This is a genomic window from Psychrobacter sp. (genome assembly GCF_030457785.1).
Lineage (GTDB): Bacteria > Pseudomonadota > Gammaproteobacteria > Pseudomonadales > Moraxellaceae > Psychrobacter.
Genome location: NZ_JAKDUI010000037.1, coordinates 1 through 14938 on the forward strand (window position 1 = coordinate 1; position 14938 = coordinate 14938).

Genomic DNA, 14938 nt, shown 5'->3' on the forward strand with positions numbered 1-14938 from the left:
ATAAAAACCAACTGGCTTCTCCTAGTATCTTATGTATAATATGATTGCAGGCGGAAAACGTGGCTCTGCACTTAACCTACCTTTTTTTTCTATCTCGGGACGGACCGATACTTTGATGTGCACTTTGCTGTTTAAATCAGGTGCTTTGGAGTCTTGGTTGATTACTTTATCCCCGCTCAAGCGTCGCATACTTTATGTGGCTGTCTTTGAAATTATTGCTATTGTTTCCTCTACTTTTGTACTAATGAAAATAAGTGGTGGCAACGCAGCAGAGTCCTTGCCAGTTGCTGTCATGGTGTCATTGGCTGCTGTGATTTGGAACTTTGTATACAATACAGCCTTTGAAGCTTGGGAGAGTCGCAAGCGAGTGGCGAAGCGCACGCTACTTATTCGAAGTGTTCACGCACTTGGTTTTGATGGTGGGTTGGTTTTGATTTGCATACCAATCTACATGATCTGGTATGATGTTGGCTTTGTCCAAGCATTTATGATGGAGGTTGCTTTGCTGCTATTTTTCTTAGTTTATACCTTTTTCTTCACGTTAATCTTTGACAAGATATTTACGTCACCATACCAAAATAGAGCAGCATCTGCTTCTGCATAAACATAAAAAACGCATCAGCTTGATCTGAAACGGCAAGCGTAAACCAGTAAAAAGGCTGTCTCAGAGGCAGCCTTTTTAGTGTTATTAATAGCCTTAAAACTGATTACTTTCCTTGATAGACAGGCTTACGTTTTTCAATAAACGCGGTTACTCCTTCAATGAAGTCATCGGTTTTGGCTAGCGCTGTTTGTTGCTGTACTTCCATGTCGAGTGCTTTATTCAAGCCTTTGTAAGCATTGTTATTTATCATGTGTTTCATACTTGATAGTGCTTTTCCAGGCAAAGCGCTGAGACGAGCAGCGAGTTTTGCTACAGCCTCATCGAGATTTTCAGAGGACACCACTTGATTGACCAGATTTAAATCTGCCATGTCTTGTGCGTTGATTTTATCTCCAAGCATCACAAGCTCAGTCGTCTTAGCGGGACCGACTAACTGATTTAATAAATAGATGCCCCCTGCATCTGGTACAAGCCCGATATGTACAAATGCTTGCACAAATTTTGCATTGTCTGCAGTAATGCGAAAATCACAGGTCAATGCTAAGTTCATACCTGCGCCTGCGACGGCGCCCTCGAGTTTAGCAATGATCGGCTTATGAATATGACGTAGTTTTAAACTGACTTCTCCTGCGCCATCTACCATGCCTTTTAGCTTGTTAGAGATGATCTCTTTATCGATACCTTCAGATAGCATTTCCTTGATATCGCCACCGCTTGAAAAGTTACCACCTGCTCCCTGTAGAACAATTACTCGCACCTGAGCATCAGCTTCCGCCTGATCTAGTGCTTCTAATACGTCAACCTTTAATGCTGTGCTGAACGCATTTAGGCTCTTTGGATCGTTCAGGGTAATGGTTGCGATGTGGTTTTCGCATTGATACTCAACTAGAGATTGTGACATCTTGAATTTCCTTATTTAAAATGGCTGGTAATGTTAACGTGATAGCCCATCGACGCTCTATCCAAAATAGAAAGCAATTGATTCAAAGTCTAATATACTGATATATAGTTAATAGACTGGTTGCTATAGCAGTTTGTAATGCTTATCAAAGCAAGTTTGTTCGGTATGGAATAGACACGTTTTTTAGAGATTTAGTTCCTTCATCTTACCGTAAAAAACACTAATTTGTAGGCGGATAAAGCGACTGTTCCGTTGAGTGATTTTGCTTATCTAGATCAGCCCTGAATCTTCAAACACTTCCCGTTATACGATATCAATAAGTGACGAGAGTTAAGTGAGAATAAAAAGGCCGTTATCACTAGATGGATAACGGCTTTTTTTATGGCGTCAGTTTGGTTTTGAGGTTGTATTAGCTCACTCTCGGGTACCGTATTCACGGTTATTATCATTGATCGTGCCAAAAAACTCAGCCCGATTGACGATTTCAGTTGCCCAAGCGCGGTGCGTGGCCGGCTCGAGCATAGTGTTGTTGTATTTAAATACGGCTTTCGCTTGGCTGTGAAGTATCGCTTCTGCTTCATCTAAAGTGCTGAGAGGCACGCAATATGCCTGCTGTACTAATGCGATTTGGCTGGGATGAATGACTGTTTTTCCGACCAATCCTAAATTGACATCACGTGTTAACTCTTGCATAAACAGTGTTGGCTGATCTAAATACTCAAACACGGGCGCGGTCAGATAAAACCCGTGTGGTACAAAACACCCCAGAAGCTGATAGATAAGATTGCCAATAGGCGTGTCGTAGACGATGCTATTCTTAGGACGACGCAAGCGCAGTGCGGCAAACAGGTCGTTACCACCGATGCGAAGGGCAAAAATGGGCTGACTAAAGGCTTCTTTGAAACCAATGGCCAATTCCTGGTTGTGTTGCTGATCAAATAGCGCGGCTGTTTCTAGTGTAGGCATCAACAATTGATCGTGACTTAAGTTTTGGCAGCCCATTCGCCAATCAGATAAGCTATACATATCGATTTTTGGTAGTACAAAACCGTCGATAAGGTCGATGTGGGTGAAGTCTGCTAGCTGTTGTAACATGGCTGGATTGCGCGGTCGCACAAAGACTAAAGGGCGGGTGGGATGTTGTGCCTTGGTGTTTGCTACTATGGAAGGCTGGTTGATCGTATCGACATGTTCGGCCCAAGTATTGAGCAATGTTTGTAATCGCTCTAATGCTAGATCAACATCGCTATGACTGACGGCATCTTCCAAACAAATTATAATGCTATCAATCAATGGCAGCTTATTACGGCTGATCACTTGCCAAATATCTTGCCTTGTAGCAGGCATATATAGGCTAGCTCCTAGTTGATAGGGGTGATGGGTGTGAGGCTTGACCATTGCATGACGTTCAGTGATTCTATGCGTGTAAGATTGGCTATCAGAATAAAGGCTTGATTGTTTTTTTGGCATATCGGACATAGTGGGTATCGTTATAGTTATGAATGAAAAGCTACAGAAATTTTATCATCGTCATCGTCGTACTCGAAACAAAAACTAGAAACACAAAACAGTACTTAACAGTCGTTTTAACTGCGTTGTTTGATAAGCGTGATGGCTTGATAAGGAAGTATTTTATCACCTAATATACTGATATTGATATCACGCTCACTGCATAAATGTCGCAATAATACAGTATCAGGGTGGTCTGCGGTGGCAAGTAGGATGCGCTCTGGGTCTCGGCGTAATATCGCTCGGGTTGCCTCTGCAATTGTCGGCTTAATACGATTGCGGTTGACGATATCGTAATCCGATGCGATTTGATGGATCAGGTCTGCTGTCTGATAACGAGGATGCTTGAACCTTGGCAAAGATTGTAAAGGTACTGTGAGTGTTTGGCGTACGGCATCGATACGATCGATAAATGCTAAGCTGTGATCCACTTCAACCAAATTATCATAAAACACACTACGATGTAGTCCTGCCTGTGGAGTGGAATATAGGCTACGAGAAATCAGTCCAGAGACGGTACTGTTTAATAGACCCGACGGAATCAACCAATCTTCCGAACTCGCTGATAGCCATGCCACGCCAGCAGGATCTGCTAGCGTAAGTAGTGGTATTACGTCTTCTCCTTGATGGAAAATGTTAGCAAAATTTGGATGATGACGGTCGCTGAAGACATCTAAGCTACGTGCCAGCTCTTGGTAAATTGCACCTTTACCTGTCCAACCATCGACGAATACGATCGGGCTGTTTGGGTGTGCATTTAATACCATTTGCAATGCTACCGAATCTAGCCCGCGATCTCGAATGATGCTAACTCCATAATGTACACTGGGTAACGAGTAGCTCGTATTTGTATCGGCTAACGCTCGTTGCAACAATACCCCAATTGGCAAACCTGCTCGTACTAGGCTGACTAGGACTAATGGCTGCTCATTATCAACTGTTTTTTGAAAGGTTTGGTGTAGTGTATAGGCTAGGTGGGCGATATCGGTTGCAGTTCTGGTTGTACCTTGCTCCAACGCTTGTTGATAGAGTCGCTCATGCATGGTCGTTGGTGCTTGCTCGATAGTTAGCATGTCTGAGTAGTGACGCTGACCGCTTTGAATGAGTGCTTCTTTTTGGCTGACGGGCACATCAGCGACCTTTTGTTTGTCGATGATATCTAGTAGCACGGTCACATCGCTGGCAAGATAGCTGCCGGAACCATATGAATCTGGAGTTTGGAGTCTAGCGTTGGTCATAGAAATTCTTTACTCCTAAAGTCGTCTTTTATTATGTTTAGTAAGGTTGTTCAGTCACTATTCTGAATGATAGCGTTAATACATTGCGCAATCATACTCAGTCAATGAGCAACCAAATACTGATATTCACTGCTAATCAGTTGAGCTTTCTGCAATGAAGGGCCACGTAATTAAGAGCCACGTAATTAAGAGCTGCTTAATCAAGAACAAAGAAGTTGATAGCTGGCCACTTAATTGATTATTGACCGTTAATTACTGAACATTGATTGCTGAACATCGGTGGTTAGCACTAAAGAGAACTGAGATTATCGTGGAGTTGCCCGTGATTGGGTGTACCGTACCAATCCAGTAATTGTAAAAACGGCAGATCTGCTAGGCTGTCACCGAAGCCAAAACTAGGGCGTTGGTCGTCTAAGTGATTCTCCAATAAAAATTGTACCGCATGTCGCTTGTGAACGGCATGAGGCAATATCGCAAGATTATTGGCATTGACGTGTACATAAAAGTCTCGGTCAAAATCACGTATTAACTTTGGTAACTGTTCTGCTAACTCAACCAGTGCCTGATGATTTTTTTTGGCGTGTTTGATCGCCAGATAAATAATCAACGTTTCCTTTTCAGCGCCTTTATGATTGAAATGCTTATGAAAGCCATCGGTATGAGCTGTGAATATGAGTTGGCTGCTATCGTTTTGACTGTGATTGGCAAATAGTTGGCTCAGTTGGTTCAGTTTATCTTGTAATGGTGCAAGCGCAATGTGCATGTGTTGCTGCCAGGTATTCAACAGCTCACCATCTGGCGTTAGAATGATCGCTCCGTGCGTTAAAACCTGCCAACTGTCAAAAGGCAGTTTAACACGCTGGACTTCGCTGCGGTCACGCGCGGTCACAGCGATTAACTCTGTGCTACTGAGCAGCCAATTAAACAACGACGATTGCCGCTGACTCATAAAGCTTAACGGCTCGCCTTGCTTGTTGACTGTAGCATACACTAGGTTTGCAGATTCGGCAGTTGGCAGGTTCCATGCATCGATTTTGCGCTGGGTCTGAAAAAGCGTATCGTCTAAATCCATGAGTGCATAGGGTTTGATAAGGTCTGGCGTGGCTTGGAACAAGGTGGCAGTCATAAAAGTGTCCATAGATAATAATTGTGGAAGTCAGAGGGCGATTTAAATTTTTGGACTGACCACCAGTACATTATCCAAATCTTGCCACAGCTCATCAACACTATCAGGTGATGTTTCGATACACAGCACGATCAAGTCCCAATCGTTAGGCTCGACGTTATAGACAAAATTGGTCATACCGAGCCCATAATGGTCATTAAAGCTGAGCATTGTTTTGACCACACCGCCAAGTGCAATCGGAGAGCGTGTCAATGCGCTGAAATTAACGGTGTGAGTGGCATCATTGCTGCTGATATTGTTTTCGAGCCATTCCGCAAGTAAAAAAGGTAACCAAACAAACTCATTGCTACCTAAGACCAAAATACGCTGTGGCAGCTGCGCCTTATCAAACCCTTTTAGCTCACTAAAATTGCTAAAAGCCGTTTGAAACCTTGCCAGATGATCAGCAAACCCATCGACGCTATCTAATGTTGGAAAACGTCCCCAATTACCTGAGTCGCCTAACGACTGAGAGCCAGCTTCTGTCGTATCTACTGATGGCATAATAATCGGCTCGGGATTGGCTGCCTCTGTCCATTGCCAAGTCCCAGATAGTAAATGATGACGATAAAAGTCAATATTTGGTAAGTGCTGAGCGATTGTGTCGTCTGCTTCCTGATTTTGTCCTAGAGACCAATCCACCAAAGTGGTGAGGTGGACTTGCTCCAATTGAGTGAGTCCGGCGTGACGTAGTGCTGTGACCACATTGACGCAAGTATTGCCCGTTGATGCCTCGTCATCGACCATAATGAGCGTTTTGCAGGCGAGTAATTGCGCTTGTGTTTTGCTATCAGCGCTTTGATAAATCAAGTGCTGGCTGGCGTGACTGTGATCTTCACTAAAAGTAGTCAATAGCATGTCGCTGTCGTCATCGCTGTGCTGTGCATGACGAGTGGAGTTTAATAATAAAGCGTTGGGATAGCGTGTTTGTAGCGCTTGATGGACGCCTGCTGACAATCCTACGGCAGTTTCTGCCATGCCAACGACCAAGATGGGCTCTGATAGGTTGCTAGGGATTAAGTTTGCCAAGTTCGTAAAAGCTTGGCGCATGGTACTTGGCGCTACCGGTATATGACGCCCTAAAACCTTCGAAACGAATAAAAATGCACGCTTGGGGTTGATACGTTGGGCAAATCCCAGTAAGTCTTCTAATTGATAGTTTTCAGTTGTGATATTTTGGTCTGTCGCAAGATTGGTTTGGTAAGTTAGATCAAGCGTGCCACGAGGTAGCTCGATGGTGCTGCACTGCTGCTTGGGCATTTATATTCCTCTTTATTATTATTGATTAGGGTGTGTCCTCACTCTGAACAGTGGCCTTTAAGTGAGCTGAAAATGGTTAAATACTTGCCAAACTGTGTCAAATAGCTGACTAGGGCATGTTTGATTATTTAGTCGTGGCACTGACAGAGCGTATATTTAGACGATTTGAAGATAAAAAGAGTCAGTATTGTCATTCTATATGTCATCTAACTTTCTATATGCTACCCACCTTTCTATATGTTACCCACCTTTATCGTCCATTTTTTAGTGCTATTTTAGCAGTTGTCAACCCGCTATGGTTTCTTCAACGCGTACACTGGTAGTAATGGCACGTATTTGGCAGGGTGAAATTTTATGAGTGGAGTCTTTTAAGGTGGGTTTGTCTGTAAATCCCAACCAGTATGCAAAACCAACTTGCGTTAAATCTAGTCCACTATGAGCGGTATAACCAATGCCACCTGAGGGTCGACTGTTGATCTCTAGGACACGATGTTGACCCTCATCATCTGCTTTGGTTTGGACACTGACGATACCATCACAGCCGAAAGCTTTGATCAGTGGAATCACGACATCCATAACGGGTTGCTCGTAACCGATATGCTGGATTTTTCCTGTTTTATGGCGAGTGACGGCAGCCAGTACTTCACCATATTCACATAACACATCGATGGAGTACTCTTGTCCTGATAGGTAAGGCATTAGCAACATAGGAATAGGGCGATCATGCACCATCTGGCTATTTTTATAGGCGTTAATGAACTGTTTATAATGAATTTTTTTGGCAGTAGTAAAGTATAAATGCTCAAAGTCATCGTACTGATCCTGTGTGGCTTTTCCTGTATCCAGCCGCCAAAACCCCTGTGCAAAAATACCAGTGACAGGTTTGACGCACAATGGTTGATGACCATGCTTATCTAGTAAGCTTTCAAGATCCTCGATATTGTCAAAACGCCAGGCCTCTGCCACAGGAATATCATGTGCGTGACAGTGTTTCATGAAAGAGAATTTATCTTCAATGGATTGTAATGCGGCGACGCTAGTGGCTCCAGTTAAAAGGCGAATACCAGCCGCCTCAAATTTTTTGCGATGCATTTCATAATCGATACCATTACGACCAGTCAATAGCACTTTAGCTTGACGTTTTTGTGCTTGTTCTAGTACAAACTGCCAGCGAGGCACAGTAGGTTCAATGACTGCTTGCTCATCTTTTTTCGTAGCAGGTTCAAGAGGCTCACGAAAGACCACGTCAGCAAACTCAAAAATTTCAGGTCTGTCATGACGGTGTGAGGCAATGATGCCAAAGGGCTGCTGTGATTGAATTTTTAGAGATTGTAAACTGACCAACATATCGCGCTGGCTGGATTGACCTTCTGCCAGCCAAACGCAAGCTGCTATTAGTGTGGAATGATGACTGTCGTTAGAAGGTGTGTCCATAATTTTCTCAGCAATGGTGTTGGTGTTAGTTTGTAAATCACTAGGTACTACTATACTGAAGTCGTTATCTATGACGCCATCTATTATAAACAGCTGGCAGAAATTTAACTCATTTTTCTCACTATTTTCAAAATGAGGACACGCTCTAATAGTCTTACAGTATCCATGCTAATATATGGTCATAGTCAAAGCAGCAAACCAAGTGATTTTACTAATAATTAAAAGGACATATCATGAGCCAGTCTCAAACATTGGTGGCAGGTGCCAATGCGCCACTACCGGCAGATAATATCAGTATTCGTATCTTAAGCCAAAATGCGATTGATTGCGCTGCTTATCGTCTGACTACTGACGGTAAGGTACGGGGTGATGGTGACATGATTTTTTATGGTCAGACACGTAGCGATGACGGTAGTGTGAGCTTTCGCGGTCATGATAGTGATGGTTTTTTCGATATAAATTTACCAGCACAGCCAGCAAACATTGATAAGATAGCGTTGGCTTTTTCTAGCGCACAAACCCTCGAGCAGTTGGGTGATGTGGATGTTCAGGTACTGCAAGGCAGTCAAATATTGATGACTTGTCAGCTTAGCAGTGCCGGACGTCACGAAAAAGCTATTATTTTAGCTGAGTGTTATCGTCGTCAAGGCAGTTGGAAGTTCCGTTTTATCGCACAGGGCTTCAATGGTGGTCTTAAACCATTATCCGAGCATTTTGGGGTTGAGATTGCGGATGAGCCACCAGTACAGCAAAATATCAATACGCAAAAAGCAGGTCGCTCGTCTCAGGCAGCCACTCCGCCACCGATACCAAGCAGCCCTTCAGTAAATTTAAACAAAGTCACTCTAACCAAGAACCAGTCGAGCATCAATCTAAAGAAGCGTGATGATTTTGGCAAAATTTCAGTAAATCTAGATTGGAATAAAGGTCCAAATATTGATCAGAAAGCTCCTAAAAAAGGATTGCTAGGTGATTTGTTTAAGCAGCATAAATCTGGTGGTATCGACTTGGATGTAGGCGCTATGATACATCTAAAAAATGGTGAAAGAACGCTGATACAAGCATTAGGTGATCGTTTTGGTAGCTTGCAATCAGCACCCTATGTCTGCTTGCGTGCTGATGATAGGACAGGGCAGATGAGTGGTGGTGAGTGGCTCGATATCAATGGTCAGCAGTGGTCACAGATTGAAGAGGTATTTATTTTTGCCTTTATTTACGAAGGTGCGCCGAACTGGGCAAAAACTGATGGGGTAGTGACCATTCATGCGCCAGACCAACCACCGATTGAAACGCGTTTGACAGAGGGAACAGGTAATTTACCGATGTGTGCGATTGCCCGTTTGGTCAATCAACAAGGTAGTATCAATGTCGAGCGTATCAACCAGTACTTCAAAGGCCATCAAGACATGGACAAAGCCTTTAACTGGGGCTTTAGTTGGAAGCGTGGTCGTAAGTAACTGGCCAAACAATCAGCCCGTCTATTGCTAATAGACGGGCTGATTTTATCAAATGTTCAATAGATGGGACGATTACGCATGCGGTTTAATAGCAGGCATTAGATCGTGGAAAGTACGACCTGAAGCAATTTCGCCAATGGCATGCATTTTCCATTCGTTATTATGGCGATAGACCTTTGCCATCACCATGGCAGTATGTCCGCCTTGCGCTGATAAGTTATAGCGTGCAACTTCAGCGTTGTTATTGGCATTGACGATACGACAAAATGCGTTTTCGACGGTTTCGAAGGTTTGACCAGTGAAGCTATTTACCGTAAACACCAATGATACTACGTTTGCTGGCACTTTTGCGAGATCAACGTTGATGACTTCATCGTCACCATCGCCATCACCAGTGCGATTATCACCAGTATGCACGATGCTGCCATCTTTGGATTTTAGCTGACTAAACCAAATTGCATCGACTGCTTCTTTATTGCTGTCAAACATAATGCAAGAAGCGTCGAGATCGATTGAGTCACCGCCACCACCAGTGCCACCGCCGAATAATTTGCCTAAGAAACCGCCTTTCTTCTCTTGCGGTCCTTGTGCCACGTCCCAACCTAGTCCTAATTTTACTTGTGTTAGCTCACCACCAGCTTCTTTACTGAGGGAGATTTTTTGACCTTTTTGTAAACTAACTGCCATAATAAATTCCTTTTACCAATAACAAAAAGTATGAGTAGCTGTGTCAAGAGTAATTGCCTCAAAAAGAGGCGTGCTCATCCATTGTTTCTTGCTACTCTAGTTTTTGTGAGTGGTGTGATAATAGTTGTGAGTAGAGTGCTTAAATGTTTGGTTGTGATTTTCAGTTATAAGATATTATCTAAGAAGCCGCCGCCACCACCGCGACCGCCTGAGTTACTACCCAGAACGCTTTGTATCCAGCCTTGATAGCTGTCACGATTGCGAGAGCATATGATAACTTTGCCACTTCCAGAGAAGTTCAAGACCATGCCTTCGCCACTGGTAACAGAGTTGATAATATTGCTCATGATACCTTTTTTCTTACTGGTTGAGACGGACAGTTTATATTCCAAATTTGAATCCCAGCAGACCACGTGACCATTATCAATGATAACGTCCTTGTCTGGTGTAACCTCAATCTCAAATAAAGACCCAAAACCTGATACGACGACTTGCCCTTTGCCTTGGGTTTGCATGACCATAAAGCCGCCTGTATCGCCGAATACAGCTCCGCCAAGATTACGCTGGATATTGGCCCGAATGTCGACACCAGTCTGTGCGGCGACAAATGCGCCATCGCTCAAAGTGTATTGCTGACTACCAACATCAATGATTTGCATGTCGCCATCTAAAGTCGGTGCGAGCAAGCAGTCACCTTCACCATTGACCGCTTCAATTTCCTGCTGAAATAACGATTCATCATTAGCAAAACGGCGCATCAAGGACTGCATAAAGCCACCTTGTAGCTTGCCTTTAAGCTCAAGATTAGATTCCATCATGACCATTGCGTTGGCTTCACAATAGATAGAATCGCCTTTTTGTAAATTGCAGTGCAAAAAAGGCTCAATGGAACCAATTAAGCTGAATGTAGAGGCCATGGGTTCAAATCCTTACATTAGGTACATTAATATAGTAGGTGTTTTTAGGTGATCTAATCGCAGGTGTCGTTTGCAAATTGTAATATTCACAATTTTAGTTGGCCAAGTAGTGTTATGTCTTCTGATTGACTTACTCGTGAATATTTAACACACCATAAACATAAAGCCATCAAATGCTTTAAACAGGCACACTTGATGGCTTCATTGCTATCGTAGTCAGGTTTTGACGGCGATATTTGCTAGGGTAAACGAGCTACGCTTTTAGCGTTAAACACTGATACTAGTTAAACATTGACACCATAAGAGGCTGCTAACGGTCCGAGACCACCACTAAAGCCTTGACCTACGGCACGGAATTTCCAGTCACCGTTATGACGATATAACTCGCCAAAGATCATCGCAGTTTCTGTACTACCGTCTTCTGATAGGTCGTAACGAGCGATTTCAGATTGACCGCTATCGTTAACGACACGGATGTACGCATCACCCACTTGACCGAAGTTTTGGTTGCGTGCTTGACCTTCATAGATAATCGCGCAAACAGCTACTTTGCTGACGTCAGCTGGGATATTGGTAAGGTTGATTTTGATTTTTTCGTCATCGCCATCGCCTTCGCCAGTACGGTTATCGCCTGTGTGCTCAACGGCGCCATTATCTGACTTTAGGTTATTAAAGAAAATAAAATCTTGGTCGTTACGGACTTTACCTGCTTCATTAATCAAAAAGCCAATCGCATCTAAGTCAAACTCTTGACCGTCGGTGGCACGTGGATCCCAGCCAAGACCGACAGTGATATTGGTTAAACCTGGCGCTTCTTTTGATAAGTTTACGTTGCCGCCTTTTGTTAAGCTAATAGCCATATATATATCCTTTGGATTAATAATTAAGTGGATTTAATAATAGAAAAAATTAAAGATGGTACAGTGGTACATACGAGTGCGTAAAATATAGACAGATGCATCTGTACGTCACGCCCTGCATATTGTTACGTTCAACTATACTAAGCGTTTGCTTACTAAGCAAGGCGTATTTTGTGCATGGGCGATATGGTTACTAAGAGACATAATAGTCCTGTATCTCTGAGACTTTTTAACACGCATGACAACAGTAGTTAAGATATTGTTATCAAAGAAGACTAGGATAATGATAGCGATAGATAAATTAAACATTGGACTTAATTTCCAAGTAGTGCACAAAAGCAATGACTCAACACGCTGGAAGTCATTGTCCAAATATAAAAAAGGTTGTGCCACTATGTCAGGCACAACCTTTTTTAACGCACTTTACGACTGAGAGGTGATACTTGCCACTATTATCATTTTTAAAATGAGAAAACACCTTAATAAACAGCAATTTATTGATAGGTTGCAGCGTTAATTAATCGATTTTGCTTCTTGTTTTCGATAATTTAATGATGCCACAAATGCCCAGCCGATAAAGGCGATACCGATGAGACCGGTAATCAGTTCTGGAACGTGGAATTTCACAGACAGCAGCATGATTGTTGCCAATGCACCGATGGCATAATGCGCGCCATGCTCCAGATAGACAAACTCGTCAAGTGTGCCTTTATCTACTAAAAATATGGTCATAGAACGTACAAACATAGCGCCAATGGCAAGACCTAGCATAATGACAATCACGTCGTTGGTAATCGCAAATGCGCCAATCACACCGTCGAAACTGAAAGAAGCATCAAGAACTTCTAGGTATAAGAAACCGATGATACCGCCTTTCATGATGGCACTTGTCGCTTCTGCTCCTGATCCGTTTTCTCCGTTCTCTAAGTCTTCTTCAAGATCACCTTCCAGCATACCCGATACCACCTGCACGCCAAGGTACACTAGAATACCCCATACACCGGCAATCAGCACAGCAGCTGACTGATCCGCATTGGCCCAAGATACAGCAATCATCAGGGCGATTAAGGCGACGAATACGCTCATGGCGTCGACTTTGCCTAGCTTAGCCAGACGACTCTCTAACCAGTTAAACCAATGAACCTCTTTATCATCGAAGATAAAGTTTAAGAATACCAATAGTAAGAAAATACCACCAAATGCCGAGATTTCAGTATGGTGTGCCATCAGTCTGGCGGAGTATTCATCAGGATTATATAGCGCCAAATTGATGACTTCCATCATGCCAAGATCAGCGGTAACTGCGACGATGACGATTGGAAATACAAGACGCATGCCAAAGACAGCGATTAAAATACCAATCGTTAAAAATATCATTTTCCAAAACTCGTCCCAGCCTTTGAGGACTGAGGCGTTGACCACCGCGTTATCGAAGGATAACGAGATTTCCATGACTGCCAAAATAGCAGTGATAGATAAGGTAGCTATCAAGCCACTAATACCGCCATGTGAATATCCCCACCAAGCAGCTATCAAGAGCGCAATGGCTGTAAATATAAAGTCTAAATAAAAATGTCTCATGACACATCCTGTCTGGTTGCGTAACGCTAAGGTCGGTCTGTTACTATCATCAATAAATCATAGACACAAACAACAAAAAGAAGTGGTTAAGGCTAACCACTTCTTTGTGAATAATTTAAAATAAAAGATATAGCAATATTGGAATCTTAGCTACCGAAAAATTGTGACTATTTTGCAAAAAGCTGCAAACATAAATACGATCATCAAGTGATGAAAACAATAACCATGCATAAAGTGTGAATGCTTGCTTTATGTATGGACATGTCAGTATTTATACACTGCATCATTGGTATTAGATATCGACACCATATTGATGACACATTGCTTGTAGACCGCCTGAATAGCCTTGACCCACAGCACGGAATTTCCACTCGCCATTATGTCGATATACCTCACCAAACACCATGGCTGTTTCTACTGAGTAGTCTTCTGCCAGATCAAAACGGACGACTTCGGTACCTGTTTCTTCGTTTACAACGCGGATGAAGGCGTTAGCGACTTGTCCAAAATTTTGGTTACGAGTGGCTGCATCATGAATGGTGACTGTTACGACAACTTTGTCCACATCAGCAGGCACTTGGGTTAGGTTAACTTTGATGAGCTCGTCATCGCCATCACCCTCTCCGGTGCGGTTGTCGCCCGTGTGCTCTACCGAGCCGTTGTCAGACTTGAGCTGATTGTAGAAAATAAAATCGTGGTCGCCGCGTACTTTGCCCGCAGTGCTCAATAGGAACACACTGGCGTCAAGATCAAACTCAGCACCGGAAGTAGCACGCTCGTCCCAACCGAGACCGATAAGTAGCTTGGTTAAGTTTGGATCCGTTTTGGTAAGGGATAGATTACCGCCTTTATTGAGTGATAAAGCCATGAAAGAGTCCTTATTATTGGAGTAGGGAGGATTTGATACCAATCGCAAATATGGTTTGCTGTGACAAGCACTTTAGTCGTCTAGAAACCAAAGATAGTATTTATACTTGTTTTGTTTGTTCTTTAAATTGATGGCGATGGTATTGATGTAAGAGTAATGGTGATAACAGCGATAGTAGGATTGAAATGAAAATACTTTAACTCAGATGCTCTGACTAAGCTACTTTCCGAGATGCTTTGACCAAGATATTTTTTGAAATACCTTAAGGTAACAGTGTCGCTGTCTTTCTATCATAGCAATAAAAAATGACCCAATCAAAGATGGTTGGGTCATTTGTGTATTTAAGGCGATTTTGAGTCTATTGGTTCTCTATAAAATTAGTGCTTTATAAAAAATATGGGTACCAATATCTAAGATTGAGTGTAAATTAATTGCCATATTTATAGAGGGTAAAGAA

At 42.9% G+C, this 14938-nt stretch carries 13 protein-coding genes; 2 read left to right on the forward strand and 11 right to left on the reverse strand.

Annotated features, from left to right (window positions below; all coding sequences use genetic code 11):
• Nucleotides 1–31 precede the first annotated feature (31 nt).
• Nucleotides 32–604, forward strand: coding sequence for a PACE efflux transporter (locus tag L0J61_RS03360; RefSeq protein ID WP_301464905.1), 573 nt, complete (start codon nt 32–34; stop codon nt 602–604).
• A gap of 103 nt (nt 605–707) precedes the next feature.
• Here L0J61_RS03360 and L0J61_RS03365 read toward each other — a convergent pair whose 3' ends face one another.
• The 6 genes from L0J61_RS03365 to L0J61_RS03390 form a co-directional block, all read right to left on the reverse strand.
• Nucleotides 708–1505 carry an enoyl-CoA hydratase/isomerase family protein gene (locus L0J61_RS03365; RefSeq protein WP_301464906.1) on the reverse strand — a complete coding sequence of 266 codons (798 nt, stop codon included), beginning with the start codon at nt 1503–1505 and terminating at the stop codon, nt 708–710.
• Between the two features lie 414 nt (nt 1506–1919).
• Complete coding sequence (locus L0J61_RS03370; protein ID WP_301464907.1) at nt 1920–2984, reverse strand: HpcH/HpaI aldolase/citrate lyase family protein; 1065 nt, start codon at nt 2982–2984, stop codon at nt 1920–1922.
• Nucleotides 2985–3091: 107 nt separating this feature from the next.
• On the reverse strand, nt 3092–4252 hold the full coding sequence (locus L0J61_RS03375; protein ID WP_301464908.1) for a cysteine protease StiP domain-containing protein: 1161 nt from the start codon (nt 4250–4252) through the stop codon (nt 3092–3094).
• 289 nt (nt 4253–4541) lie between these two features.
• A complete protein-coding gene (locus L0J61_RS03380; protein WP_301464909.1) occupies nt 4542–5378 on the reverse strand; it encodes an HAD hydrolase family protein in 837 nt (278 codons plus the stop codon).
• Nucleotides 5379–5420: 42 nt separating this feature from the next.
• Nucleotides 5421–6677, reverse strand: a complete 1257-nt coding sequence (locus L0J61_RS03385) for a phosphoribosyltransferase domain-containing protein (RefSeq protein ID WP_301464910.1) — start codon at nt 6675–6677, stop codon at nt 5421–5423.
• A 285-nt stretch (nt 6678–6962) separates the two neighbouring features.
• A complete protein-coding gene (locus L0J61_RS03390) occupies nt 6963–8111 on the reverse strand; it encodes an ATP-grasp domain-containing protein (RefSeq protein ID WP_301464911.1) in 1149 nt (382 codons plus the stop codon).
• A 233-nt stretch (nt 8112–8344) separates the two neighbouring features.
• Here L0J61_RS03390 and L0J61_RS03395 point away from each other — a divergent pair, with 233 nt between their 5' ends.
• Complete coding sequence (locus L0J61_RS03395; protein ID WP_301464912.1) at nt 8345–9568, forward strand: TerD family protein; 1224 nt, start codon at nt 8345–8347, stop codon at nt 9566–9568.
• A gap of 72 nt (nt 9569–9640) precedes the next feature.
• Here the strand turns inward: L0J61_RS03395 and L0J61_RS03400 are convergent, their stop codons facing one another.
• From L0J61_RS03400 to L0J61_RS03420, 5 genes are all read right to left on the reverse strand, one after another.
• Nucleotides 9641–10255: a TerD family protein gene (locus L0J61_RS03400; protein ID WP_301464913.1), complete on the reverse strand. Its 615-nt coding sequence runs from the start codon at nt 10253–10255 to the stop codon at nt 9641–9643.
• Nucleotides 10256–10419: 164 nt separating this feature from the next.
• The gene (locus tag L0J61_RS03405; RefSeq protein ID WP_301464914.1) at nt 10420–11172 is read right to left on the reverse strand and encodes a TIGR00266 family protein; all 753 of its coding nucleotides are present in this window, start codon (nt 11170–11172) and stop codon (nt 10420–10422) included.
• A 284-nt stretch (nt 11173–11456) separates the two neighbouring features.
• Nucleotides 11457–12032, reverse strand: coding sequence for a TerD family protein (locus L0J61_RS03410; protein WP_301464915.1), 576 nt, complete (start codon nt 12030–12032; stop codon nt 11457–11459).
• Nucleotides 12033–12545: 513 nt separating this feature from the next.
• Complete coding sequence (locus L0J61_RS03415; protein ID WP_301464916.1) at nt 12546–13613, reverse strand: DUF475 domain-containing protein; 1068 nt, start codon at nt 13611–13613, stop codon at nt 12546–12548.
• A gap of 292 nt (nt 13614–13905) precedes the next feature.
• Nucleotides 13906–14481, reverse strand: a complete 576-nt coding sequence (locus L0J61_RS03420) for a TerD family protein (RefSeq protein ID WP_301464917.1) — start codon at nt 14479–14481, stop codon at nt 13906–13908.
• Between the last annotated feature and the right edge of the window lie 457 nt (nt 14482–14938).

What these genes read in the sequence shown, in the direction of transcription:
- L0J61_RS03385 (WP_301464910.1), bottom strand. Translation starts at nt 6,677, where the DNA reads ATGCCCAAGCAGCAGTGCAGCACCATCGAGCTACCTCGTGGCACGCTT.
- L0J61_RS03380 (WP_301464909.1), bottom strand. Translation starts at nt 5,378, where the DNA reads ATGACTGCCACCTTGTTCCAAGCCACGCCAGACCTTATCAAACCCTAT.
- L0J61_RS03410 (WP_301464915.1), bottom strand. Translation starts at nt 12,032, where the DNA reads ATGGCTATTAGCTTAACAAAAGGCGGCAACGTAAACTTATCAAAAGAA.
- L0J61_RS03420 (WP_301464917.1), bottom strand. Translation starts at nt 14,481, where the DNA reads ATGGCTTTATCACTCAATAAAGGCGGTAATCTATCCCTTACCAAAACG.
- L0J61_RS03415 (WP_301464916.1), bottom strand. Translation starts at nt 13,613, where the DNA reads ATGAGACATTTTTATTTAGACTTTATATTTACAGCCATTGCGCTCTTG.
- L0J61_RS03395 (WP_301464912.1), top strand. Translation starts at nt 8,345, where the DNA reads ATGAGCCAGTCTCAAACATTGGTGGCAGGTGCCAATGCGCCACTACCG.
- L0J61_RS03405 (WP_301464914.1), bottom strand. Translation starts at nt 11,172, where the DNA reads ATGGCCTCTACATTCAGCTTAATTGGTTCCATTGAGCCTTTTTTGCAC.
- L0J61_RS03360 (WP_301464905.1), top strand. Translation starts at nt 32, where the DNA reads ATGTATAATATGATTGCAGGCGGAAAACGTGGCTCTGCACTTAACCTA.
- L0J61_RS03375 (WP_301464908.1), bottom strand. Translation starts at nt 4,252, where the DNA reads ATGACCAACGCTAGACTCCAAACTCCAGATTCATATGGTTCCGGCAGC.
- L0J61_RS03370 (WP_301464907.1), bottom strand. Translation starts at nt 2,984, where the DNA reads ATGTCCGATATGCCAAAAAAACAATCAAGCCTTTATTCTGATAGCCAA.
- L0J61_RS03365 (WP_301464906.1), bottom strand. Translation starts at nt 1,505, where the DNA reads ATGTCACAATCTCTAGTTGAGTATCAATGCGAAAACCACATCGCAACC.
- L0J61_RS03390 (WP_301464911.1), bottom strand. Translation starts at nt 8,111, where the DNA reads ATGGACACACCTTCTAACGACAGTCATCATTCCACACTAATAGCAGCT.
- L0J61_RS03400 (WP_301464913.1), bottom strand. Translation starts at nt 10,255, where the DNA reads ATGGCAGTTAGTTTACAAAAAGGTCAAAAAATCTCCCTCAGTAAAGAA.